Source organism: Scytonema sp. UIC 10036, from assembly GCF_009725235.1.
This window is the reverse complement of record NZ_WJFC01000187.1, coordinates 1-25,907: the sequence shown is the minus strand read 5'-3', so window position 1 is coordinate 25,907 and position 25,907 is coordinate 1. Positions and strand designations below refer to the sequence as shown.

The following is a 25,907-nucleotide window of genomic DNA, read 5'->3' as shown; positions in this document are numbered from 1 at the left end:
CCCCCACCTCGTTCGCCCCTACCTCGTTCGCCCCTACCTCGTTCCCAGGCTCAGCCTGGGAATGCCTATTGGGAGGCTCCGCCTCCAGTACTTAAAAGGTCTGAGGCAGTAACCAATCTGCATTCTCAATAAGTAGTTAAGTAGGGTGGGCATAGAAGCGCCCTGTCAAAGTGGATAAAAACTTCAGGGAATCAATAGCTCTCTCACCTCTTACCCAGAGCGTACTCTACGTCTCGGCTCTCACTCTGGAGAAATAAAAACAGAAACCCAACATTTTCCTGACATTGTTGGGTTTTTGATGCTGATGCGATCGCTGTTGGGTTTCGTTCCTCAACCCAACCTACACCGAGCGCTCGGTTTCTTGGCAGAAAAAAGCCATAACCCAATACTGTCACGATATTTCTTAAATAATTTTACAATTTCTTAAATAATTTTAAAATTTTGAATTTTTAAGAAGGCATAGGGTTTTGATTTCTCGGAAAAGTTGCTCTTCAAGAAGTGGCATATTTAACTCCTCTTTTTTGTTGGTTCTGATTGACTTTTCAGTCATGCATCCTTATAATACATATCCTTTGCTATAAAGAAGTGAAGCCAATCGCAAAAGACTGAGGACAAATGACAAAAGTTAAAAGCTAGAATTTGCTTTATGTAAGGCATTCAACAGCTTTATACATCTTCTTGAAAGTGACTTTTAGCGATCGCAATCTCAAAGTGCTTATTACATTCTTTAAAGTTATGTAGCCTTTTAATTACGAAGGATAAGCGACTGCAGTAAACTAAGCCATGATTATGGATTCTTTTGCACCAAAAAAATAGCAAAGGAGCTTTTTTTCAATGTCTCATACCGTAAAAATCTACGATACCTGCATTGGTTGCACACAGTGTGTCCGCGCTTGTCCCACAGACGTACTAGAAATGGTGCCTTGGGATGGCTGTAAAGCGGCGCAAATTGCCTCATCACCCCGTACAGAGGACTGTGTGGGTTGCAAGCGGTGTGAAACTGCTTGTCCCACCGACTTTTTAAGCATCCGGGTTTACTTGGGTGCTGAAACCACTCGCAGTATGGGTTTGGCTTACTAATTTGTCTGGAAACTGGTCATAAAGTCTCTAGATAGCAATCAACTTTAGGATAGTTGGGCATGGGGCATAGAGTATTGGGCATTGTTCGATACCCTATGCCTTATGCCCAATATTATTCTCTGCTCCCTGTTTTTTGCCAAAACGCTACCATGGTGCTAACAACTATACTGGTTGGAATAGTAGTTATATATATATAAGCAATGTGCGGCATCGTTGGTTATATTGGCACTCAAGCAGCAACAGAAATTTTGTTATCTGGGCTAGAAAAATTGGAGTATCGGGGTTACGATTCTGCGGGAATCGCCACGATATGGGAAGGTGATGTTAATTGTGTTCGAGCAAAGGGTAAGCTTTACAATCTACGTTCTAAGCTAGAACAAGTAGAAACTCCTGCCCAGATTGGTATTGGTCATACTCGTTGGGCGACTCACGGTAAGCCAGAGGAATATAATGCTCATCCTCACATGGATACAGCACTGCGTGTGGCGGCGGTGCAAAATGGCATTGTAGAAAATTACCGTGAATTGCGCGAACATTTGAAAACACAGGGACACAGTTCCGTTCGGAGACGGATACAGAGGTGATTCCTCATCTCATCGCCCAATTTCTCAAAGAATCCCCCACTCCCCCCTCCCCCTCCCCCTCTCCTTTTCTTGACGCAGTCCGCCAAACAGTCAATAAATTAGAGGGGGCGTTTGCGATCGCAGTTATTTCCGCCGATTATCCAGACGAACTGATTGTTGTGCGACAGCAAGCGCCTTTAGTCATTGGTTTTGGACAAGGGGAATTTTTCTGTGCGTCCGATACGCCAGCGATTATCGCTCATACTCGTGCGGTATTACCGCTAGAAAATGGAGAAATAGCACGTCTCACTCCCCTAGGAGTAGAGATTTACAATTTCGCTGGTGAAAGGTTAAAGAAACAGCCCCGTTTGCTGAATTTGAATCCCACAATGGTGGAAAAGCAGGGATTCAAGCACTTCATGCTCAAGGAAATCTACGAACAACCGGGAGTTGTGAGGGCTTGTTTGGATGCTTACTTTAACGCTGATTGGAATGCAGGTGATTCGACGAAATCTCCAGTGAAACTGGGTTTACCTACAGAACTTTATGCGGATTTAGAACAAATCCAAATAGTGGCTTGCGGAACCAGTTGGCATGCAGCATTGATAGGCAAACACTTACTAGAACAAGTCGCGGGTATTCCCACGAGTGTACATTACGCCTCTGAATATCGTTATGCGCCATCACCACCGACAGCGAATACTTTAACTATTGGCGTTACTCAATCTGGAGAAACGGCTGATACCCTAGCAGCTTTGGCAATGGAACAAGAACGCCGCCAGGGTAAGGAAGCAAAGTATCAAGCCCGGTTGTTGGGAATCACCAATCGTCCGGAAAGCACTTTGGGTCATATGGTACCTCAAATTATCAATACTCTTGCAGGAATTGAAATTGGGGTAGCGGCGACAAAAACTTTTATTGCTCAATTGATGGCATTTTACGCTTTGGCTTTGGATTTGGCATATCTCCGTCAAGCTATTTCCCCAACAGAATTACAGGAAATGATTGATGGGTTGCGGCAAATTCCCGGAGAAATTGAAGCCAATTTGGACAAGCAAGAGCATTATATTGAGCAGTTGGCTCATGACTTTGCAGAAACTAAAGATTTTATCTTTTTGGGAAGGGGAATAAATTTTCCTATTGCTTTGGAAGGGGCGTTGAAGTTAAAAGAAATCAGTTACATTCATGCAGAAGGATATCCGGCAGGAGAAATGAAGCACGGACCAATTGCTTTGTTGGATGCAAAAGTGCCAGTCGTTGCGATCGCAATGCCAGGTAGTGTTTATGAAAAAGTGATTTCTAACTCTCAAGAAGCCAAAGCCCGTGATTCTCGTTTAATTGGCGTGACACCAGTGAATGATGGAGAAGCCGGAGAAATTTTTAACGATATCCTTCCTGTTTCTCATGTTAATGAATTGCTGTCTCCCATTCTTACAGTCATTCCCTTACAATTGCTGGCTTATCATATTGCAGCCCTTCGCGGTTTGGATGTCGATCAGCCCAGAAATCTAGCAAAGTCGGTTACTGTGGAGTAGGACGCAGGTAGGGGTGCAATGCCTTGCGCCCTTAAAACCTGTCTCTACTAAACTATTTTTAGGTGCAACAGATCGATTAATTGTGTTTACCACATTGACCGAACTTATCAGTAAGAAATTGCACTTTACTTTTGATAAGAAATATCGGGATGTAATCGCGTCGTGTTCCATGATAAGGGATTGGTGCGAAAGCGAACGCGAATTTTCTGTAGAGATGCTTCATTAAGAAAGATGTGCTCGTAGTACTTGCGTTGTGATACAGCGTACCTAGTGTTTCACGAAATACATTGATTCCGTTTTGTCACCGCCATTTTAAACCTTGCAATATCAGTGACATTAGTGAGAGATAACAATGGATGCAGAAACGCTTCTTCAACGTATTAACCTCGGAGAAGACGAAGAAATTGAATTTAAAGCTGCTAACGGGGGCTTGTCAAAAGATGTATGGGAAACGTTATCTGCGTTTGCCAATACTGATGGAGGCTACATTGTACTTGGTGTCAGGCAGAACAAAGATGGATTTGAAGTTTCTGGTATACGCAATCCAAGCCTATTACTTAAAACTTTTTGGGACAGTCATAACAACGAGCAAAAACTCAGTACACCAATTTGCTCTAATTCTCACATTTTCACTCACGAAATTGACGCTCAAAAAGTCATACTAATCAAAGTACCTAGAGCTGCAAGAACACAGCGACCTGTATATATAAATAATAATCCACTAACTGGTACATATAAACGAAATCACGAAGGGGATTATCGTTGCACAAAAGAAGAAGTGCAACAGATGCTCAGAGACGCTAGTTCAGAACCGCAAGACCTTCAAATTCTTGACAAATTTGATTTAAGTGACATTGATTCAAATACATTAAAATCATTTCGCCAACGTTTTAGTTCAAGAGAACCCGATCATCCTTGGTTAGCATTAGATGACAAAGAATTGCTAATTAAACTGGGTGGTTGGCGTCGTGACCGAGAGACGAATAAAGAAGGATTAACAATTGCAGGGCTGTTGATGTTTGGTTGTGAACGTAGTATCTTAGATACGTTTCCTCGGTACCACCTTGATTATCAAGAAAGATTATCTCACGATCCAGAAACACGCTGGACTTTTCGGTTAACTCTCGATGGAAAATGGGAACCGAATTTGTTTAATTTCTACTACCGTGTATATAGTCGTTTAGTTAACGATATAAATGTACCTTTTCAGCTAGACAAAGAAGCAGTGCGAAAGGGTGAAACTCATGTACATGAAGCGTTGCGCGAAGCTCTAGTCAATAGTCTAATTCACGCGGACCATTTTTCTTCGCTTCCTTTAATTGTAATCAAGTTTACTGATGGTTTTTCGTTTGCTAATCCAGGACGTTTGAGAATTTCTGTGCAGCAGCTTTATGAAGGCGGTCTTAGCGACCCACGAAACCCTAATTTACAAAAAATGTTTCAAATGTTGGGATTAGGTGAGAAAGCGGGTTCTGGTTTTGGAAAGATTCTTCGTGCTTGGAAAGAACAGCAATGGTTTTACCCATTGGTATCAGAAAAATTAGATTTAGAATTGACATCTGTTAGTTTGCCAATGATAAGCCTTATTCCTGAAGAAGTGGAACGGGAACTAAAAGCAATTGTTGGGGCTAGTTATTGTGAACTAACAGAGCTAGAGAGAAATATTTTAGTATTAGCACATAGATTTGGTGAAATATGTAATACGGACATTCAATGTTTTTCCAAAGAACATCCAAGAGACATAGGTGAGTGCCTAAAGCGTTTAGTAACCAAACAATGGTTAGAACGCTCTGGGAGAGGGCGCGGAACGTACTATAGCTTATCTAACCAAGAAAAACCGGATGATTTGTTGTTGCTTCTATCAAGATCTAAGTATAACGAGCCGAACTCCGAGCATAACGAGCCGAACTCCGATTATGTGAAAACTGTATCTTTAGAAGAAATAGCTGCTCCAGTCAAACATAAAAAACGAGTTAGCCCAAAATTAATGCGGGCTACTATTCTCCAGCTTTGTTCTGAAAAATATTTACTTCTCAAAACATTAGCTGAACTACTTCAACGTAGTCCAGACACTCTTAGAACTCATTACATAAACCTAATGTTGGACGAAGGTTTACTAGAATTAAAGTATCCGGAGCATCCAAATCATCCGCAACAAGGATATAAAGCTACTTGTAGCAGGTAGGTAAAGTTGGGTGCATCAGCTACTTGGGATTTCATCATATAAAACTTTTTCACGTCTAACCACATTGAGGCGTTGTCCTTTTGGATTTTTTTGTTACATTTACTGTTCGCTTGCTTTCAGGGTATATAAGCCCGATTCGGTATTCTCACGAGGAAGAATGCCACGGCTGCTTTTTACATTACTTCTATGGCATAAGTCAGCAAAAGCTTGTAAACTCTCCAATCTAGCGGATAGTTCACTGAAAGCATCTAAATACTCTGCGACTGCAATTTGTTGGTGTGTCCACTTTTCATCCAATAAAGAACTGTATGACATCTCAAACTCTAGCTCTGCATCTTTTTTCTTTCGTCGTATTTGGTCTTTAGATAGTAATTTATCTACTGAAGAAATGTAACTAATTCTTTCTATTCTTTCTTGAGATACGTGTTCTTGAAAGCGAGGTGTCGCAAAACGGTATGTCGTGGCAAGTTGCGATCGCTCGTTAGCCAATAGAACATCTGCCCACTGGACAGCAATATCCTTAAATCGTGAGACTTCCAGTGCTAATAACTGTCTTGCTTCTTCAATTTGACCAATTTCTAAAAGAAGGTAAGCTTCTGTTGCGGTAGCAACAGCCCATCCTTGAACAGCAACATCAACGATTAACATAGTTTGTGCATCTAGGTTAGGAACTGGTTGTATTGCTTGATCTGAAAGCACCATCCTCACTCTTGATGCTACCTTAAGAGCATGACGTGCGGGAGAATTAGGATAACGGCTCCTGTCTAAAATTACAGCCCGTAAGTTTGCTATCTCCTTAATTAAAATAGCTCTGTGAAGTTCAGAAATGGCTTGGCTTATGCGTTGTTGCTCTTGTCGATTATGTTCAACAAGCAAATGAAGATAAGCAAGTTGACCTGAGAGATTCTCTAGCTGCTCTTCAAGCCGATTAAATCCTGCTTCTAAAGACTTTTGTACATTATCCAGAGCATTTTGAATTTGGTTCAATTTATATCCCATGTAGGCAAATCCTGCAATACTAACACCAAGATTTAAAACACTTGCTGCAGCAGCAATTTGATTAAGTTGTAATGCAGAAGATAAAATTTGTGGAAATGGGTTTAACTTACTAGATGCACCACCAAACATGGGAGGGAGGGGTATATCCGCCAATTTTTTTGTTAGGCTAAGAGGCTCAAGCAAGTGACGTACAATTCGTCCTGTTGCTGCATCACGAATTACACCACCAAAACGCTTTAGAGAACCGTTTAGTAAGCCTTGAATAATTGCTGAATCATTAACTAGGAGAGTGGTATCTATCAGCATAGAAATTGCTCAGAATTTATTTGTAGAAACCCATATTCTCATAAGCTTGGCTAGATAGACGAGAAGAAACTTTCACTTCATGAGGATTCTCAGCTAGCCTTCTGAATGCGTCTAACCGATCTATCGAAGGTACGTTTGGTTGAAAGCCAGGATCTAGTTTTTCCATCTCGATTTTTACGAGAAAGATATCGTATTCAGACTGTTCAATTTCTGGTACTACGCGATCGCTTTCAAACCAACTTCTTAATTGAGAGTGAGAAAAATCTGCTTGAGAGCCGATCCATAAAGCTTGGGTAGCGCGATGTAGTGCCTGAGAATCATCAGTTGTAACTTGACCGCTTGCTTTTAGAGATTGAAGAATGTTTTCTCTACCCGCATTGATCACCAAAATTAGAACCTTTTTGCTTTGTTGGAAATTAGGCAAAGCAGACATAAAATATTTTTATTTGTGCTGATAATATTCTTCTTGTAATTATTGATTTAAAATTTATATTGCATATCAAATTGCTGTAATTATGAAAGCAATGATTACAATAAATTTTATATCGTCTAAATTTATATTAAGCATTCTATTTCCTATAATTTTATTAATATATATTTTAAAATTACTTTCCTCGTTATTTAAACCAAAAAAGGTATTTTGATAATCTTTCCATCTGTGCCAAAGTTCATTAGTTAAATATGGGATTTCATTAGAAAATTGAGTAATACTAACTAATGCATCATCGGAAACATTAAGTTTTTTGCTCCAAGACTGAATCGCGTAAGAGAATATGTAAATAAAAGTTAGCTTGTTGTTCTGATTGGCTGACTCTAACACTTCAGTCGAAACATTTTCTAGAATTTTGATAAACTGATTAAAAAACATCATTTCATTTAGAACTAGGTGAATTATATTGTTGTTGTAGCTTCTGGCGAAGTTGAGTTGCTATAGCTTGTTGAGCTTCAATGTCAGCCCAGCGTTGCATTTCATCTGCAAAATTTCTGTTGATTATTTCAAGTTGTTCTTGAAGTGCTCGCTCTGCTATGTTAATAACTTCATCTACAGATTGGTTAAAAATACTGCTTGTCCAATCTAAATAATTAGTTATCCAATTGCAGAGGATATCCCACAGACCTTGTTTACCTTTTGCAATTCCTTCACCCCATTGTCGAGCCATTGTATCTAGGTCTGGAAACAACACTTCAGAATACTCAACAATACCTTTTACATCACGAATTACAGGTCTTGAATGCTGGCTTTTAAAACAACTTCCCGTAGTGTAGTCTTCAATTTCCTCCTTCTGTCCAACAATTTCCTCCTCTTGAATCTGGCGCTGCTCAATAATTGCTGGAAGTTCAAAAAACCGTTCGGGTAAAGTCGGTAAATTCTGAAATAAATTTTTCTTGAAATCAGAGATAACTGCCCGATCCAACCTAAGTGAGGGAAGTTCCTGAATGCAAAGAGCACAAAGTTCGCTTTCTTGCTCTTTAACCAAGTACTCTAAAGCCTTTTCAAATTTTTGTGCTTGTGCCTGAAGCGAGAATTCTGCTCGCGCAGATAGCGCTTCTCGCATTGTTTGGTAAAGTTTGCGAAAAGCACGCTCTACATTTTCTAGTTCCCTAACTCCTTTTTTATCATCTGCACGTACACGCCCAATTAAAAAGCCAGAAGTATGATTCAAATTTTTAAGTCTCCGGCTGACTGAATCGTATGCACGAGCAATATCTTTAGCTAAAACAGGAGTAATAACTTTACTCAACTCTTCTTCTAGCTCATAAGTCCCTTGGTTGTTTTTTAAGGCATCTCGGACAGGTGCAATGAGCATTTGAGTTAAATCTGTTTCTGCTTCATCAACTGCATCAAAAACTGACTGAAAACCCAGCCGACCTTCTTTTTGTGCTTCTTGCGCTAAACGACTCCGAATATCAGGCTCGTTCTTCTTTAAGTCTTCGATAGTTTGTTTTGTGTAGCAACGAAATTTCTCACAGATATTTTGTGCTATTTCATGCAAGCGCTGACGACTTTCATTAATTCTTGCTTGTTGCTTTTCAATTTCTTCTTTTTGTTCAATTTCTCTAATGTAAGAAAGAGCGTCGATAGTTGACGCCAAAGTATCGTAGTTTTCAAAGACCGCTATTAAAGCTGGTAGCAATACAAGTTCCGGAAACGATTTCTGAAGGCGAGCACGTAAGCGATTCCATAGCTGATTACCACCACTCCACTCCAATGCATATTGCAGAAGTTGCTGCATAATTTCGTCGCTAATATTCTCACTATCGCATACTCGATCCCCAATATCATAAAACCAATGCCGTAAATCGCGATCGTCAATAGTGTGCTGGCGAATTGCTCCTGCACAATCTTGAAACATTGCATTTAGTAGTTTCAAACGGGTGAGTTGAGTCACTGATGATGTCTGAACTTGAGGTAGCGTCCCCCAAGCACATTGAGCATAGTACAGAAGCCGTGCATTAAAGGGCAAAATTTCTGGGGGTTCTTTGAGTGAAAGTACTTCCTGAATTTCTTGCTTTAGCTTACTAATACGCTCTGAAATGGGAATATCATCAGCACCACGCTGATCGACTCTATTTAAAATGAAGATCATTGAATCAGTGCGACCTTTCAGATACTGCACTACTCGTTTCAGTTCTTCTAACAAGCGTTTTCTGTGTTCATCATCCACTTGCATATAGTCAAGAGCCACAAGACTAAAAGCTTTATGAACTCGTTCTTGGATGACTTTAAGATTATCTCTGTCTTGAATTGACTTAAGACCTGGTAAGTCGATCAACTCAACTCCCACTCCTAGTGGTAACCCTAAGAGATTGCGATCGCAAGCAGGCAAAAGAGGAAGAAATGCTGTCACCTTTGGAGCCATACAATCTTTTTTCTTACGAGTATCGTGATAAGGAAGCATCACGCCGTTGCGGATTCTCTCATAGAAACTCTCATCACTTAGCCCTGACCAAACACCAGTTTCCCAAGTCGCCCCTTGTGTTTCCTCAATCACTAGTTTGCGTTCTTGTGAATGCTGAAGTGTTAAAACTCCTCCACTCATTTCTCCTGCTTCGATAGGAGCAATTTTGCAACCAATCAGGGCGTTGACAATTGTTGACTTACCAGAAGATGTTGTACCAATTGTTGCAATAGATAAATTTGGAGTCTCTAAGCGATTGACAGCTTCTCGGTGTACCTGACGAAAAGCTTCAAGCCGTTCCTGAATTCCCGTATCATTAAAAACATCAGGAAAGTTGCTAACTAAATTTTCTACAGCTTCACCAAGTTCCTTCAATCGGTTCCGGGTATTGAGCAACATTGTTCCAACATCAATAACGGTCATTCTACCTGTTCACCCAAACGACGGGATTAAAAGGGTTACAGTTCTAGAGTTCCCGATAATTCTGTAAAAATAACAAAAGCTCTCTAAGTACTTATTCTATGTGGCAAGACGAGCGCCCATCATTAACGGAAGATGGGCGATCGCTTAACTTGCTCAGCCAATATTGAGGAGATTTTTTTGGTCAGCCACTTTTACAGTAGGCTGGCTTAAGTTTTTTAAGGAATATTGCAATTATTTTCAGGAAAGTTCTATGAGGCGATCGCCTTTGAGACTATTGGCTGCGACTAAATATTTTACTGTTAACGGCAAATTCATTACAAACAGAGCGATCGCTACCAAATAGTTTTTTGTAAAAAGCAGTATATTGGTAGTCAGTATTTTTGGAGGAAATTTTAAATTTTTAACTATCGTCGAAAGCCTTACTAACAAAGGCTTTGCAGAAATTGTTCAACCGTTTTATTTCCCAATAGTAAAGTTATGTTAAGCCAATCCAGAAAGCAAAGACAAATTGTTCAACCATTTATAAAAGTTTCTAACGGAAAAATGAGGGTTGTAGACGCTGAAATTGTTCAATCGAATTATTCCTCTACACCTTGCGCCCCTACATCCCTATTGCACTTTACCATTTAGAAGGAATATCGGGATGTAATTGATCCGTGTTCCATGATAAGGGATTGGTGTGAACGTAATCACGAATTTTCTGTAGGGATATTTCATTACGAATGATGTGCTCGTAGTAGTTGCGTTGCCATACAGGCGTACCTGGTGTTTCACGAAATATATTGATCTGTTTTGTCACAGCCATTTTAAACCCTGCAATAAACGAGCCCTAGAAATGCCAATTTACATGATGCATTGATAACTCAATTACGTTCGCTCTCTCCTCAAGATTCAAGTGAAATTACAAGTTCTTTCCGTAACTCCCCCTTGTATGCTGTTGCTTATAGAGTGGTGGAACGTTCTGAGGAATCAAGCCTAGATATTTGGTACGAAAGTTTGAATATTGGAGATTCGCTACCAACTTTACCACTTTGGTTGCGTGGCGGTTTGTGTTTACCTGTTGATTTAAATGCAACTTACGATCGCACTTGTCGAGAACAGCGAATTCTCTTCGATCGAGTGTAAAAACTCCTCCAAATGGTTTGCGATCGACATTTCAATGACTCTAACCAGTCAAGATTGCTAGGAGAAGCTGTATTTGATATTCTATTTGATGATATAATGGAATACGACTCTTTAGTAACAGGCAATATTCTATTAGTATGAAAACTGTATCTATGGAATTTCCAGAAAGCGTTTTTTCTGCTCTCAGAAAAGACCCCAATGAATTTGCTCAACAAATGAGAATAGCTGCTGCTGTCAAATGGTATGAACTTGGGGAAATTTCTCAAGGAAAAGCAGCAGAAATTGCTGGTTTAAATAGGGCGGATTTTATAAACATTCTCCTTTTATATAAAGTTTCTCCTTTTCAATATACTTCTCAAGAATTAGCTGAAGAGATTGCTTCTTTCGATGAATAAAGTTGTTATCAATACTTCTCCCTTAATTGTCTTATTTAAAAGTCAACTTGCCTACTTGCTACCACAATTATTTACTGAAATTATTATTCCATCAGGTGTTTGGGATGAAATTGTTAAAACAGGAAAAACTGATACAGCATCACAACAATTACCGAATGCTTCTTGGGCAAAGCGAATTCCTTCCCCTAGTATCTCATCTTTAATTCTAGCTTGGGGATTGGATCGTGGAGAATCTGAAGTTCTGAACTTTGCTCTAGAAAATCTCAGTTATAGGGCAATTATTGATGATGCTGCTGCTAGACGGGTAGCTAAAACCTTAAATATTCCATTTATGGGTACTCTGGGAATGCTTATCCTAGCGAAGCAAAAAGGTTTAATTCCAGAGATTTCAGAACCCATTCAAGCCATACGAGATGCTGGTTTATGGCTATCTGATGATTTAATTCAGTTTCTTAAACAACAAGCAGGAGAATAAAAATTGAAATTGATTTGCTTTGGTTGCGCGGCGGATTTTGCTTACCTGTTGATTTAAAGGCAACTTACGATCGCACTTGTCGAGAACAGCGAATTCTCTTCGACCGAGTGTAAAAACTCTTCCAAATCAATTATCTCTGTTTGGTGTTAGTAGAAGAGTAAAGCCATATTCATCTCTTGAGGTATTATTAGCACTAGGGTTAGTTGTAGGAGAATTTTTAGCTTGTACTAACACACCAATTCCTTTAACTATTTTGCGATCGTGTTCGGGATCGAATTCTACTTTTACTGCGGTAGCACTTGGTACTGAAAAAGAAGGTTCTCTTAACTTTTCATATATATCTTGAGAACTTGGATTATTTTTTCCTTGATCTCTAAGCTCAGTCAAAACTGCAATAAACACCTGGGTGGCGTCATATGAAGTAAGAGTTCTCCAACTTACATTTTGTGTTCCCCAGTGTTCTCTAGTTTTTTCAATAAAACTAGAGTTTCCAAGACTTACGTGGGAAGGCACGGCAATCACCATATTATTCACAGCATCTCCTAGATTTAACGTCTTTTTATCGTATAAAACATCTCCTGCTAGAAGTTGCAACTTTGAATTTTCTGGTAGAGCATTATGCTGAGCAATCTCTAATGCTGGCTTTAAAGTTGTAGGGCTAGGAGCTAACATCAACACTTCCACACCTGCATTACGTGCAATATTTATACAAGTTTTTGAACTGTCATTCGTTAAATCACAAACTAGAATATCTCGATCGTTTGCACCTTCATTTATTAGCTTTTGTCTAAATTCTCCTCTTAGAGATTCACTATATGTATTATTACTTTCAAAAGCAATTAGTACTTTCCTCTTTTTAAGAACATCCCACATATACTTAGCTAAATCTCCAGCTGCAATAGAGTCATTAGAGGCTGTACGAAAAACATATGAATTCAATTTTGGTCTTTTGGAGTAGGGATTAGGTTGCCTGATAGCAGTACTTGTCGATGAAATTAGAACAAGTGTTTTGTCTCCATAAATTTTTCCCGCTTCCCAAGTATTTGTACTTGTAAAGCCACCAATAACTCCTAATACCTTATTTCCTTTAAAGTATGGGAGTTCATCTGGAATCTGATTCTCAGAGATAATCCTAGCTACTTGTTGAACTTCCTCTATTTTATTACTATTCTCTTTAGCAATTAGAACTTGTAAACCAGGTACATCTTTTTGAGCTTGGGCAACACCACGTAGTATTTCTTGAGCAATGCCACGATACTCGGAGTTACTTGGAACAACAACCGCTATTGTTGGGACTGTACTACCAGATGTAGTTTGAGCAGCTTTAGAGTTGTAATAGTAAATCCATGTCTCTGGATCGACTTCACACTTATTTTGAACATCGACTTTTATAAATTGCTCTATAGCTTTTTGAAAGGCTATTTCAGCTGTTTTGAAGGTTTCTGGAGAATTTGCCTTTGCAAAAGCGCTCATTCCTTGTTTCTTAAAATCATAAGCTATTTGACATTTGGGAATCTTGGAAAATTCTTGTCCGTCAGCGATTACAGCATTTTCTCCCCTGCTAAAATAATCAGCTGTCAGTGTTACAGATGACGGTGACGGTTCTGTGGTTGGAGGTGGTTGAACTATTGGCTGTGGACGCGACAGATGTATAATGATAGCGATCGCTATAACTAACAAAGCTAAACCAGCTAAAATTATCCAACGCCACCGTCTAAAAATTCTTTTAAACTCTCTCAGCCAGAGATGGAACTGGTCATGTAAAGGAGTTTGTTGTTCAGAAGAAAGAAAATCCAGAACTTGTTGAGCAGACTGGGGGCGTCTTTGTTGGTCGTATTTGAGCATCCAGTCTAAAGCTTTGCCAAAACTTTGGTCGCGCACATTAACGTGTTCTCGCCAACTTGAATTTGAGAGAAGTTCTCTAGGATTTCGACCTGTCAGCAAACACACACAGGTTGTGGCTAGAGCGTATAAATCTGAAGCAGGAGACACTCTTGCACCTTCAAATTGCTCGGGTGGTGCAAAATCTGGAGTTAGCACTCTAGATGATTCATCAGCAGGTAATCCTGTATGCAACACTTGCTTAACTGCTCCAAAGTCTATCAAGAATAGCAATCCATCTTTAGAACGACGCATGATATTAGAAGGTTTAATATCTCTGTGTATAGCTCCTTGCGTATCATTATAATTGTGAATGTAATGTAATATTTTTAGAATTTCCTTTAAAACCTTGACTACTTCATCCTCTGGAAATTTTCCTTTTCGCCTTAGTTCTTGAGATAAATTATGACCTTCAATGTAGTCTTGCACCAAGTAAAAGAATCTTTGCAAAATACCTGTTTGGTCTTCAATTTCTATACCAAAAAATGCCCAAGCTCTGGGAATTTGTTGATGACTCAGTTCTGCCAAAATACTTGCTTCACGCTGAAACTTCTTAATTAAGTCCACGCAGGTTGACTTTGTTTGTATAGTCCCAGAATTCTATTCTTGCAGGCTTTGGCACTCTTTGGGATGCTCCCAATTTACAAAAAATGTTTCAAATGTTGGGATTAGGTGAGAAAGTGGGTTCTGGTTTTGGAAAGAGTCTTCGTGCTTGGAAAGAACAGCAATGGTTTTACCATTTGTATCAGAAAAATTAGATTTAGAATTGACAACTGTTGCCTTGCCAATGATAAGTCTTATTCCTGAAGAAGTTGAACGGAAACTAAAAGCAAAAATCGTGACTTTAAAATATTAATTTACAAGTCGAGTCAGCTGCAAGATATTCTGGTGTGCGTATCCTGGGGGCAATCCTGTATCATTTAATAGGGAGAGAATATGCATCAGTTTATCTTCAAGTTTTTGCTGACTGCGTAACTCTCCTAGTAGCATTTTTTGAATAGGTTTAACGATTCGCCTAACTTGTTCTTGGTTGAGTTCTTCATCTTCTGGTTGTTCTGTGATAAAACTATGAGTAATAAACAGTTCAGAACCCTTAATATTTTCAAGTTTAATGACCTGGATAATTTCTTGGCAATTTTTTTTAACAAAGCGATTAGTAGTATACTTTAAAATCACAGGGTCTAGTGTATAGAGTATTGGCATCTCTTCTGTATTTTTAGTAAGTAAGGAACGTCTTCCTATTAAATCATTTAATATTTGGAATAAATGATTATACGATAAAACTTGATGACTATCTTGTACTAATTGATGCCATGAAGCCGAATTGCGTCTGAGAGCTACCCAATAGATAACATTTATTTCATCTTTTGAGAGTTCGTGAAATTGCTTATCTAAAAATTCAGTCATTACATCATCAACAAAAATTGATAAATCCATAAATTCTGATACATCACCCTGAAATACTGTCTGAATGTTCTGTGCAATTCTCTTAAGTATCCACGGGTTGCTATAACGCCTGCTAAATTCTTCTAGTTCTTTATCTGTACCAGACAAACCTTCTGCTATCAATATTTCTTTTGCTTCTTCATAGGTTAAAGTTCCCAATCTTTTTAAACGAACTAATTTTCCTTCTAATATTTCAATATTTTGAGTTCTTTTTTTACTCAGCAGCAAAAAACTACTTTTATGGGCTTCTTTAGCAACTCTTTCTACAAAGATGCTATAACTTGTATAATCTTCGCAATCATCACCTGTTATTTCTTCCCAATTATCCAGTATTATTAAACATTTTTGCTCATGTAAATACTGCATGACTTGAGAAATTCCTCCTTCTTCTTTTTCATCCTTAGATAAACATTGCAACAATTTTCTCAGTATTTGTTGAAATGGAGGTGCCAATTCTAAAGAAAGCCAGATTAAGCAATCATATTTCTCAGCAATTTTGTTTACTAACTGACGAGCTAACGAGCTTTTTCCAATTCCCCCTATTCCGTAAACAAAAACTAACCGACAGCGTTCTTGAACGAGCCATTGCTGAAGTTCGGCTAACTCTTGGGTACGACCATAAAAACTAGACAGAGGAGGTGCTTCGCTTAGGTTTCTACGGCGATCTGCATCATTTTCTGCTACGTCTTCCCACGGTAAGTTCAACACTTGGCAAAAAGCCATGAAAGTAACAGCATCAATAGGTTGACTTGCTTCCCGAAAACGCCGCCAAGTCATAAATGATACAGCGTATTGATCTTCTAGAACATTATCCCAGTTTTTATCTGGTTCTAAAATATAACTCGCTTCTTTAAGAAATATCTCATCCCTATTCCAACCCCTTCTTACCTTTGTTTTGGGTTGAATGATGTCCTTTTTAACTTGCTCAATTTTTTCAATCCTAGCTCTCTTGATTAACAGTTTTCCTCTTTCGGAAACTTTAAGAGTTAAACGTTGTTTTTTATGCATAAATTAAATTTGTGTTTATCAAAAAATATGTTGTTACAAAATCAGTTTTTACATTTTTAGTTTCGGAATTTTATTATTCTAAATTCCTATTTTGGATTATTTCGCTCTGGGATTTCCAAAAGAGTAAAGCCATATTCATCACTTGAGTTATTATTAGCATTAGGGTTAGGTTTAGGAGAATTTTTAGCTTGCACTAAAACACCAATTCCTTTGACTATTTTGCGATCGTGTTCGCGATTGAATTCTACGTTCACCGTAGTAGAGCTTGGTGCTGAAAAAGTAGGATCTTTTAATCTTTCGTATATGTCTTGACGGCTCGGATTATTCTTTCCTTGAAGCCTAACCTTAGTTAAAGCTGCAACAAATGCTTGGGCTGCATCATACGCAGTAAGAGTTCTCCAGCTCACTTTCTGTGTTGCCCAAAGCTCTTTAGCGCTTTGATGAAAATGAGTGTTAGCCCCAACAAGGCTGATATGGGAAGACACGGCAACTACTATACCATCAGCAGTTTGACCAAGGTCGTCTAACGTCTGTTTGTTATAGAGAACATCTCCTGCTAAGAGTTGCACCTTTTGATTTCCTAATTTAGAATTTAGCTTAGCAATCTCTAGTGCTTGTTTTAAAGTTCTTGGTCCAGGAGCTAACATCAATGCATGCACATTTTCGTTCCGTGCCAATTGGATGCAAATTTCTGGTTTGTAACTTGTCAAATCACAATTTAGAATATCTTGCAACTTTGTCCCTTTAGATATCAGGTTGTCTTCAAATTTTTTTTTCAGAGATTTGCTATAAGGATCTCCATCTTCAAAAACAATCAGTGATTTCCTAGCATTAGATTTCCACATATAATCAGCCAAATCACTAGCAGCAGTCGAGTCATTAGAAGCTGTACGAAAAACGTGTGGATTCAAAGCTCCTTCACCAAAGATATTAGGGTTTCTGATAGCAGTGCTTGTAGGTGCAATCAGAACAAGTTGTTTGTCCCCATAAATTTTTCCTGCTTCCCAAATATTTCTGCTTGTATAGCGACCAATAACCCCTAATATATCACTACCTTTAAAGTATTTGAGTTCTCCTGGAATATTATTCTCAGAAATTTGCTTGGCTACTTGTTTAACTTCCTTTATGTTGTTACTGTCTTCCTTCGCAATTAGAATTTGTAATGTTGATGCACCTCTGTGATATTGTTCGTGTTGAACTTGAGCAACACCACGCAGTATTTCTCGAGCAATGCCACGATCTTCTGAAGCACTTGGAATAACGACTGCTATTGTTGGGATTCTACTGGCAGATGTAGTTTGAGCCGCTTTGGAGTTGTAATAATAAATCCATGTCTCTGGATCGACTTCACACCTATTTCTAACAGCGACTTTTTTAAATAGCTCTATAGCTGCTTTAAAAGCCTCTTCAGATATTCTGAAAGCTTCTGGAGAACTAGCATTTGCAAAGGCTTCCATTCCTTTTTGCTTGGAATCATAAGCTGTTTTGCATTCTGAGGCAGAAAATCCTTGTGCGTCGGCGATTAAAGCATTTTCTCCCCTACTAAAGTTTTCAGCTTTAAGTGATAATTTATTTACAGATCCTAGTGGTATTTGTCCTGGTTTACGTGTTAGAAATACGATAATAGTGCTTGCGATCGCTAACAAAGCCAAAAAGCTGAAACTTAACCAAGACCATCGTTTAGGAATTGGTCTCAGCTTTTGCCAAATGGAAGGTGGTGGTGGTGGGGGTAGTGTTCGTTTAGTTGGTGGAAGGGTTGGAAAAGAAGGTACAACAGGAGTTACAGATAATGCTGATATTGCAGACAGAGCCTCAAGAACTTCTCTTGCTGACTGATAGCGTTCTCTTTGCTCCCACAACAGCATCTTGTCTAAAATATCTGCAAGATTTTCATTGACGCTGGCGTGTTGTCTCCAATCCCAGCTATCCTCACTACGAAGCGCAGCCGGATTTTTCCCTGTGAGTAAACAAACACAGCTTGCTGCTAGAGAATATAAATCAGATGCAGCAGATATCTGTCTCCCAGCAACTTGCTCGGGTGATGCAAAATGAGGAGTTCCAAGTACACATGATGAATCGACAGGTACTCCTTTAACAACGACTTGCTTCACTGCACCAAAATCTATCAGGTATAAGTTCCTGCCATCATTATTTTCTTGATGAGATCGCATGATATTGGACGGCTTGATATCTCTATGTAAAACTCCCTCAAAGTCTTTAGTTCGGAAGTTATGAATGTAATCCAGTACAGGTAAAATTTGTTGCAGCAGGTTAATAACATCTCTACCAGAAAAGTTGCCATGCTGTTGTAGCTCCTGAGCTAAATTTTGACCTTCGATGTAGTCCTGCACTAAGTAAAAAAAACTTTGATGATTACTTGTTTGAGCAGATAGATTTCGTAAATCTGGTGGAACTTCCGCCACAAAATATGCCCACGCTCTAGGAATTTGTGGATGCTTAAATTCTGATAAAATCCTAGCCTCGCGTTTAAACAATTCTTGAATATGCTCGAGGTCTGATGGTATATGCCTTAAGCGTCCATGAGGAATTTGAGGATACAACTGTTTGATTACACGCGGTGGACGATGGGGAAAACTCAAATCCTGTCCTAAAAAAGTCCTGCCAAATCCGCCCTGTTCTTCATGCGGAACTAATAGCCGTAATGTTACAAAACGTTCCCCCAAAATCAACGGCATTCCGCAACAAGAGCAAAACCTTCGAGAACCGGGAGCAAGGAATTCTTCAGGAACAATATTTGTAGGACTGTCGCAGCTTGGACGAGTACAGTAAACTTGGGTTTGAGGGGAACTATTAACCATTTATTAACCTTTTGTATTACTTTTTAGCTACACACTGAAGAACCAAAAATTATAAGTGGGACTATACTTTTTCTATAGACATTTCTTTGCACCACATATAACCCCAAGAAGGGGTTAGGTTTTCCCCTACTTGCACATAATCTTCTTACATTTCTTTCTCACTCCGTAAGCTGACATAATTATATAGAAACATAGGCTCAAACTATCCTGTTTCAGCCCCATGTACCGTTGCAATGTCAAAAATTAACTACCCAATACTTAGATTGTTTGTGATTTTACATTTTTTTCCTGAGAATTATTATGTCCGTAATTATTCTCAGATAAAGTCATTATTTTTGCAATATCTTTAAGGTAACTTTTTTACAATGAGCAATATTATATACCTGCATAAGGTACTAGACATCTGGTGGAAAAGATGTAAGGGCGCTTTTGCGTTGCGCCCCTACCAATCGGGTAATGCATAATTAATTCCTAGAGATGTCTAATGACTTATACTCTAAGCCTTTGTTTAGATATCGAATGTAGTCCTTACCACTCCTAAAAAAATGTCACCATTCTGATTGTTGTGATTTGGTGCTGTTAGCCAAACAAAACCAGGTGTAATACTGATTTTTTCGTTGATTTGATACCGATAAAACCCTTCTATGTGAAATCCAGTATCTGGATCGCGACGAGGTAAGCCTGATAAAGGTGCTGAAGTACCAGTCAATTTAGGCTGCATCCCAATGATAATCCCACCCAAATTCCCCTTTTTACCTAAATCTGGGAAGGCTAGGGTGATAGCCCAGTTCCAAACATCAGCCTGACCTTTAACTTCTCCAGTCAGTGCTCGTGCATTGGTATAGCCTACCCAGCCACCAAGTAGAAAGCGATCGCTTATCTTTACATTCGTTTCAATACCAAAGGAATTAGAAGAAACTGTTCTGCCTCCCAAGTTGGATGCTAAACTGCCTGTATTGTGTGCTAAACCATCAATATTGCGTGCATGGACGTATGTAAAGGCTATCTTGGTGTCTTTATCTGTATCTTTTTTATTTGGATAAAATATAATTTGCCCCAATGCGCCATAGTTACCACCAAATAAACCATTAGTAGGGTTGTTGGCATTTCTTGCAAGATAAATCACCTCTGCTTTAATACTATCGTTCGGCTTAAAAGTTACACCTACGCCCGTATCTCCGCCCAGGCGGTAGATCGGGTTGTATCGACCAAAGCGAGAAATTGTAGCCTTTGCATCATTCTTTAATGGGTTAACAACATCCCAATCATCAAAAGCAGTATTAAAGCCTGTAGCAACTAGAACCGTTACTTGCTTGTTTAGAGGAAAACGATATTGCAGCTTACTCAGTAAAGCATCATTGGTTGTATCTCTACCAGATTGGAAACTTAAGCGACTTTCATTTCCAGGTGTAGACGGATTATTAACATTACTTGCTTGAATTCGTACAAGTAGCTCATCCTTCCCAAAAAAGCAGGTTTTTATATTGAGGCGCAATCGATTAGAAAGTGTCGGGTTGCTATTATCCCCATTTCCACTACTGCTAGTATCTCCAAAAGCATCTACAGCAGCAAATATTAACTGACCATCGAGCTTTGGAGTTTTAGAACACTCTTGTTTCTCTAGCTTTTCAGTACGTGCTTCCAAAGTACTAATTCTATCCTTCAAGGTAGCAACTTCTGTTGTGAATTCCTCTTGCAGCTTTTGCACAGTCGCCAAATCTTCTTTGGTAAGCATCTCTGTGGGATAGGTAGCAATTAGTTGGTTAATCCTATCGAAGCAGGTGTCTAATGCAGCAGCAAACTCAAAGCGAGTCATGGCACGATTTCCTTTAAAAGCACCATTAGGGTATCCAACAATACAGCCATAACGCTCAACTAGAGACTGTAATGCTTGAAATGCCCAATCAGTCGGTCGTACATCAGAAAGTTGAGAAACTGAAGTGACTGGTGCAGAATTCAATTGAACATATTGACTAACTTGCTGAAGGGAATTAGTGCTTTGGTCAGTTGTCGAAAGTCCCAGTGAGTTCTGACTCGATTTCAAATCTTCAGCCTTAATCCTTATCGGCGTTAGTACCACAATCAAAATCAAGACAGCATAAACTAAGCCCATAAAAGCTTTGATATAATTCAACATTTTTCTCCTAAAAAATATTTTTACCAAAACATTTCTATGTTTTTTTTGCATATAATATGCAATAGCTTGTAGATGAGACGATCTGGTACTTTTTTCATAAAGTATCATAAGTGTCGTTCATTTTGTAGCGAAAATTTCAGATGTATATTCAACTCTTAAGTTCAACATCTTCAACATTTTCAGTTTTTGAGCATTCGCCTTTTTCTTAAACCTTCCTAGCTAAGCTGATTTACAACTCGCAATTAAGTACGAGATATTTTGATATGTGTAACCTGGGGACAATTCTTTATCTTGCAGTAGAGACAAAATTTTTTTCAGTTCATCCTCAAGTTGCTGTTGACTAAGTAACTCAGCTAATAGTTTATCTTGAATTGCTTTCACAATTCGTCTCATTTGCTGTTGTGTGAGTTCTTCATCTTCAGGATTATCGGTGATAAAACAATGACTTACAAAAAGTTCATTGCCCTCTATCCTCTGATTTTGTAATATTGTAAGAATTTCTTGACAATTTTGTGCAACAAACTGATTAGTTATATACTTAAGAATTACTAAATCTAATGTATAGACATCTAAATCATTTTCTTCATTCTTACTTTTTTCAATCAAAGAAAATTTATCTATTAAAGAGTCTAAAGCATTCAACAGTTCAGAGGCAGATAGAGGTGACTTACTTTTAATGGTATCTTTCCTAAGCTGTGTTAATGAAGCTGAGTTTCGCCTAAGAGCTATCCAATAAAGAAGATTGGTTTCTAGTTTTGATAGTCTGTGAAATTGTTCATTTAAAAAACTTGCGATCGCATCATCAACAACAACTGATATTTCCCCAAAAACGCCTGTTATTTTCCCTCCACATACTTTTTTAAGTTTCTTAGCAACTCTTTTCATAACCCATGGATTATTATATGTAAGACTAAAATTATCTAGTTCTTTTTCTGTACCGTAAATACCTTCTGTTTTCAGAAAATCTTTCACATCTTTAGAGTCTAAACCCCCTAATTTTAAGGAATGAACTAATTTGTCATCTAATGTTTCAATGAATGAAGGCTTTTCTCGACTAAGTAATAATACACAACTTTGATGAGCTTCTTTAGCAACTCGCTCCATCAACTCAGTATAATCTCTATATTGTTCGCCACTTCTACCTATAATTTCTTCCCATGCATCTAATATAAGTAAACATTTACTCTGACGTAAATACCGCATCAGTTGCGAGATATCAGCTTTACTTTCCTGCTCTTCAGATAGGATTTGAATGAATGTCAACAGTTCTGGTAATAATGGTGCAAAATCTAGGGAACGCCAGAAAATATAATCATATTTATTGACAATAATTTGATTGTTTAACACCTGACGAACCAAGGAGCTTTTTCCAATTCCTCCTACGCCATAGATGACGATTAAACGATAAGTTTCTTGTTGCAACCATTGCTCAAGTTTTGTTAATTCCTGAGTACGACCATAAAATTTAGAAAGTAAAGGAACTTTTCCCAAATCTTTACGACGCTCTACTTCATTTTCCACTACATCTTCCCAATTCAACCCCAATACTGGGCAAAAAGCTTCCTTAAAAGTTTTTGCATCAATGCGATATTTCGCTTGCAAAAAACGTTTCCAAGTCGATAGTGAAATACCTTCTGCATAGGTGAGTGCTATCGAATTAGCTTTAACCTGGGTTTCCCAAATAGTAAACCAATTTTTTTGTGGTTCTAAAATCTTACTTGCTTCTTTTAGCCATCTCTCATCTTCTATTATCCAACCCTTGTCTTTTCTTGCTTGTTGAATCAGATTTTTTCCTCGTTCGGAGGCTTTTAGAGTTGCACGATGCCTTATATTCATATATTTGAAGTTGAGTGTATTAAGCTCGACGTGACGAATTGTATGGAAGATTATTAGTGAGTACTGTGCATTAAACTAACTGGTACTTTTCTAGCATTGATGAGATTCGTATTATCTGGTGGCAAAAAGTCATCCTCTTTGATTGTGAGGTTATACTGAGGAGTAACTATGAACATTAACTTGTCTTCATTGGTAGCATCGACGTTGCGATCGCCGTGCTCATTAAATTCCACATTTACGATTGCGCCTTTTGCGGGAAACTCGTCTGTCGCTTTTAAATCTTTTAACGCTTGATACAACTTTTGAGGCGTTATATCATCCTGAATCTTTCTTAAAGCTTGAGCCATTGCTTGAGCCGCTTCATATCCCATAGCTGTACGGACATTAATATTTTGAGTCTCCCAAAGTTGAAATGAACGTTCCTTTAGTTCTGAATTTTCACCACCTCTGTGCCATTGAAGTGCCATTATCAGCTTATTCTGGAGATTTATAGTACGTAATCTACCTGTATATAAAGAACTACTACCAATCAATATTGTATTTCCAGGGTTGCTAAATAGGTTAGATATGTGTGTATTTTGCTCTACAACTTTATTGGTGATAGCTAAAAGCATGACCTCTGGCATTTGCTTTCTCGCTTCTTGTATACAGGTTAATATTTTTGTTTTATCTTTTATATCACAATCATAAACAATCTTCTGTGACTTAACTTGCTGTCTAAATTGAGCGCTCAGAGATCGAGTGAATTCATTTTGAGAATCATGCAGTATCGCTACTCTATTTAAATTTTTATGTCTTATGTAATCGACTAATTTTTTTACACTATAGGAGTCATCTGGAGAGACACGAAAAACATATTTACTTAAGGGGAAATTGTTATTGTCTCTCACAGCTGTGCTCATAGGAGAAACCGCAGGAATTTTTCCGTCGTAAATTTCTCCTGCTGCCAATGTAGTCGGACTAGAATAATGACCAATCACACCTTTGATACTTGAATCCTTAACTATGATATTTGCCACTTTTCTGGCTTGTTGTGTATTATTATCATCGTCACAAAGTTGTATAAATAACATTTTATCGCCTTGAATAAGATTTTGTTGGTTTGGAGTGCTATTAATATTATTTTGAACAAGAGCTACTCCACGTAAAATTTCTTCAGCAATACCATCTGAATAGTTTTTATTATTTGGATCGCCAGTAATTGGGAGACACACTGCTATTTTGACAAATTTCCCACTGTTAGCTGCCTTTGCGTTATTATAATAAACTCTTGCTTCTGGGTCATTTTTATAACGAATCAGGTGTTTTTCGAAATCATTAATAGCCTGAGAATAATTTCTTAATTTAAAAGCTTCTAGCCCATTGTTAAAATCTTGTGATTCTTGCTCTGTGCTTTCCAATGGAATAAGTCGTTGTTCTTTTTCTCCACAACTGAAATTGCCATCAGGTATACAAAGAGGACGCTTTAACCACCATACAAAAATACCAAAAATGCTAGCCACAACTAACAACACAACAGGAACGAACCAATATTTTACCCAAATGGTTTTTAGATGTAAGGGTGGATCTGGTTTTGGTCTTCTCTCTATTACCTCTGTAGAGTTTGGCTCGATTTGTGATTGAGGATGAGGAAGAGCTTGTATTACCTCTTGAGCAGATTGAGGTCTAACTTCTGGTTCTGGAGATAACATCAGGTCTAGAATATCTTCTAGTCGCTTGTTTTGTAGGTTGGCATATTCTTTCCAAACCCACTTATTGCCATGACGAAGCTCTTCCGGTTTTTTATATGTTAGCAAACAAACACAAGTTGCAGCTAAAGAGTATAAATCTGATGAATAAAATACCTCTTTACCAGCCCATTGTTCTGGTGCTGCATAATCTTTAGTTCCAAGTATACATGATGACTTGGTAGGTACTCCAGCAACGACCTGTTTAACAGAACCAAAGTCTATAAGACAGAATTTTTTATCGCTATTACGGCGGATAATATTGTGAGGTTTAATATCCCTATGAATAATCCCAACATGATTTAATATGCGTTTATTATGAATATAATCTAATATGTTCAAGATTTGTAATAAGAAATCGATAACTTCTTCTTCTGAAAATTTTCCTCTCTCTTCTAGCTCCTCAGCTAAGCTTTTACCTTCGATAAATTCCTGTGATAAATAGAAAAATTTTTGCTGACTCTTTGAGAGAGGATCGGATTTTTTTTGTGTATAAGCAGGAACTGTTACGAGTCCGAAAGATAATGCTTCTGGAATTTGGTCATGGCTAAGTTTTTTTAAAACTTCTGCTTCCTGTTGAAATAATGATTCTATTTTTTCAAGAGCCGACTCTTGAAGAGGATGCAACTGTTTTATAACACAAATTTTGTTTGGATAACGTAAATCTTTTGCTAAAAACGTTCTTCCAAATCCACATCCATGTTCAACTCGTTTTTCATCTGGTACTAACAATTTCAATGGTAAAAAATGTTCGAGCAAAATCAAAGGCATATTGCAATTAGAGCAATATCGTTGAGAACTAGAAGTTATTTTATCTTGAGGAATATAGTTGATACGGTCATCACAGCTTGGACGAGTGCAGTAAATTTCAAGCAGAGAATTACTATTAGTCATTCTGATAATTCACCCTTCAGTATTAGTCTAGTAGCTACACCTAGACCGCAAAAAAAATTAAATTTCAGCTTAGAGGATGTTTGAAAAGTGGTTAGCTGTCATTTTAATCACATGATTACCCCCCTTAGTCCCCCCTTATCAAGGGGGGAAATAAGAGAAATTGAGTTCCCTCC

19 protein-coding genes and 1 pseudogene are annotated in these 25,907 nt (G+C 38.2%); 7 read left to right on the top strand and 13 right to left on the bottom strand.

Annotation, left to right across the window (positions count from 1 at the left end):
• Window positions 1–203: 203 nt before the first annotated feature.
• On the bottom strand, window positions 204–395 hold the full coding sequence (locus F7734_RS48305; protein ID WP_155751457.1) for a hypothetical protein: 192 nt from the start codon (window positions 393–395) through the stop codon (window positions 204–206).
• Window positions 396–834: 439 nt separating this feature from the next.
• Here F7734_RS48305 and psaC point away from each other — a divergent pair, with 439 nt between their 5' ends.
• The 3 genes and pseudogenes from psaC (at window position 835) to F7734_RS48290 (ending at window position 5,363) form a co-directional block, all read left to right on the top strand.
• The gene (gene psaC, locus F7734_RS48300) at window positions 835–1,080 is read left to right on the top strand and encodes a photosystem I iron-sulfur center protein PsaC (RefSeq protein WP_012411495.1); all 246 of its coding nucleotides are present in this window, start codon (window positions 835–837) and stop codon (window positions 1,078–1,080) included.
• A 200-nt stretch (window positions 1,081–1,280) separates the two neighbouring features.
• Window positions 1,281–3,178 (top strand): annotated as a pseudogene (glmS, locus tag F7734_RS48295) (glutamine--fructose-6-phosphate transaminase (isomerizing)).
• Window positions 3,179–3,530: 352 nt separating this feature from the next.
• Window positions 3,531–5,363: an RNA-binding domain-containing protein gene (locus F7734_RS48290; protein ID WP_155751456.1), complete on the top strand. Its 1,833-nt coding sequence runs from the start codon at window positions 3,531–3,533 to the stop codon at window positions 5,361–5,363.
• A 99-nt stretch (window positions 5,364–5,462) separates the two neighbouring features.
• Here the strand turns inward: F7734_RS48290 and F7734_RS48285 are convergent, their stop codons facing one another.
• From F7734_RS48285 to F7734_RS48260, 6 genes are all read right to left on the bottom strand, one after another.
• The gene (locus F7734_RS48285; RefSeq protein WP_155751455.1) at window positions 5,463–6,668 is read right to left on the bottom strand and encodes a hypothetical protein; all 1,206 of its coding nucleotides are present in this window, start codon (window positions 6,666–6,668) and stop codon (window positions 5,463–5,465) included.
• Between the two features lie 16 nt (window positions 6,669–6,684).
• Window positions 6,685–7,056: a hypothetical protein gene (locus F7734_RS48280; RefSeq protein WP_155751454.1), complete on the bottom strand. Its 372-nt coding sequence runs from the start codon at window positions 7,054–7,056 to the stop codon at window positions 6,685–6,687.
• A 111-nt stretch (window positions 7,057–7,167) separates the two neighbouring features.
• Window positions 7,168–7,539: a hypothetical protein gene (locus F7734_RS48275; protein WP_155751453.1), complete on the bottom strand. Its 372-nt coding sequence runs from the start codon at window positions 7,537–7,539 to the stop codon at window positions 7,168–7,170.
• Between the two features lies 1 nt (window position 7,540).
• On the bottom strand, window positions 7,541–9,991 hold the full coding sequence (locus tag F7734_RS48270) for a dynamin family protein (RefSeq protein ID WP_155751452.1): 2,451 nt from the start codon (window positions 9,989–9,991) through the stop codon (window positions 7,541–7,543).
• 237 nt (window positions 9,992–10,228) lie between these two features.
• Window positions 10,229–10,420, bottom strand: a complete 192-nt coding sequence (locus tag F7734_RS48265) for a hypothetical protein (protein WP_155751451.1) — start codon at window positions 10,418–10,420, stop codon at window positions 10,229–10,231.
• A gap of 190 nt (window positions 10,421–10,610) precedes the next feature.
• Window positions 10,611–10,796 (bottom strand): transposase, encoded by a 186-nt coding sequence (locus F7734_RS48260; protein ID WP_207714389.1) that lies wholly within the window; start codon window positions 10,794–10,796, stop codon window positions 10,611–10,613.
• 50 nt (window positions 10,797–10,846) lie between these two features.
• Here F7734_RS48260 and F7734_RS48255 point away from each other — a divergent pair, with 50 nt between their 5' ends.
• From F7734_RS48255 to F7734_RS48245, 3 genes are all read left to right on the top strand, one after another.
• Window positions 10,847–11,116, top strand: a complete 270-nt coding sequence (locus F7734_RS48255) for a hypothetical protein (protein WP_155751450.1) — start codon at window positions 10,847–10,849, stop codon at window positions 11,114–11,116.
• Window positions 11,117–11,253: 137 nt separating this feature from the next.
• Entirely contained in the window at window positions 11,254–11,511 is a 258-nt protein-coding gene (locus F7734_RS48250; protein WP_155751449.1) for a UPF0175 family protein, read from the top strand.
• The gene (locus F7734_RS48245; RefSeq protein ID WP_155751448.1) at window positions 11,504–11,986 is read left to right on the top strand and encodes a DUF3368 domain-containing protein; all 483 of its coding nucleotides are present in this window, start codon (window positions 11,504–11,506) and stop codon (window positions 11,984–11,986) included. Before F7734_RS48250 ends, F7734_RS48245 begins: the two co-directional genes overlap by 8 nt.
• A gap of 126 nt (window positions 11,987–12,112) precedes the next feature.
• On the opposite strand, the gene F7734_RS66480 is transcribed toward F7734_RS48245, so the two are convergent.
• Window positions 12,113–14,434, bottom strand: coding sequence for a bifunctional serine/threonine-protein kinase/ABC transporter substrate-binding protein (locus F7734_RS66480; protein ID WP_155751447.1), 2,322 nt, complete (start codon window positions 14,432–14,434; stop codon window positions 12,113–12,115).
• A 145-nt stretch (window positions 14,435–14,579) separates the two neighbouring features.
• On the opposite strand from F7734_RS66480, the gene F7734_RS62545 reads away from it, so the two are divergent.
• A complete protein-coding gene (locus F7734_RS62545; protein ID WP_207714388.1) occupies window positions 14,580–14,723 on the top strand; it encodes a hypothetical protein in 144 nt (47 codons plus the stop codon).
• Here the strand turns inward: F7734_RS62545 and F7734_RS48230 are convergent.
• The 5 genes from F7734_RS48230 to F7734_RS48210 all read right to left on the bottom strand — a co-directional run bounded on the left by F7734_RS48230 (window position 14,720) and on the right by F7734_RS48210 (window position 25,734).
• Window positions 14,720–16,321, bottom strand: coding sequence for an NB-ARC domain-containing protein (locus F7734_RS48230; RefSeq protein WP_155751446.1), 1,602 nt, complete (start codon window positions 16,319–16,321; stop codon window positions 14,720–14,722). The two genes, F7734_RS62545 and F7734_RS48230, sit on opposite strands and share 4 nt — an antisense overlap.
• 86 nt (window positions 16,322–16,407) lie before the next feature.
• A complete protein-coding gene (locus tag F7734_RS48225) occupies window positions 16,408–19,140 on the bottom strand; it encodes a bifunctional serine/threonine-protein kinase/ABC transporter substrate-binding protein (protein ID WP_155751445.1) in 2,733 nt (910 codons plus the stop codon).
• A 508-nt stretch (window positions 19,141–19,648) separates the two neighbouring features.
• Entirely contained in the window at window positions 19,649–21,277 is a 1,629-nt protein-coding gene (locus F7734_RS48220) for an iron uptake porin (RefSeq protein ID WP_166482611.1), read from the bottom strand.
• 219 nt (window positions 21,278–21,496) lie between these two features.
• On the bottom strand, window positions 21,497–23,113 hold the full coding sequence (locus F7734_RS48215; RefSeq protein WP_155751443.1) for an ATP-binding protein: 1,617 nt from the start codon (window positions 23,111–23,113) through the stop codon (window positions 21,497–21,499).
• 53 nt (window positions 23,114–23,166) lie between these two features.
• Window positions 23,167–25,734, bottom strand: coding sequence for a bifunctional serine/threonine-protein kinase/ABC transporter substrate-binding protein (locus tag F7734_RS48210; RefSeq protein WP_155751442.1), 2,568 nt, complete (start codon window positions 25,732–25,734; stop codon window positions 23,167–23,169).
• Window positions 25,735–25,907 lie beyond the last annotated feature (173 nt).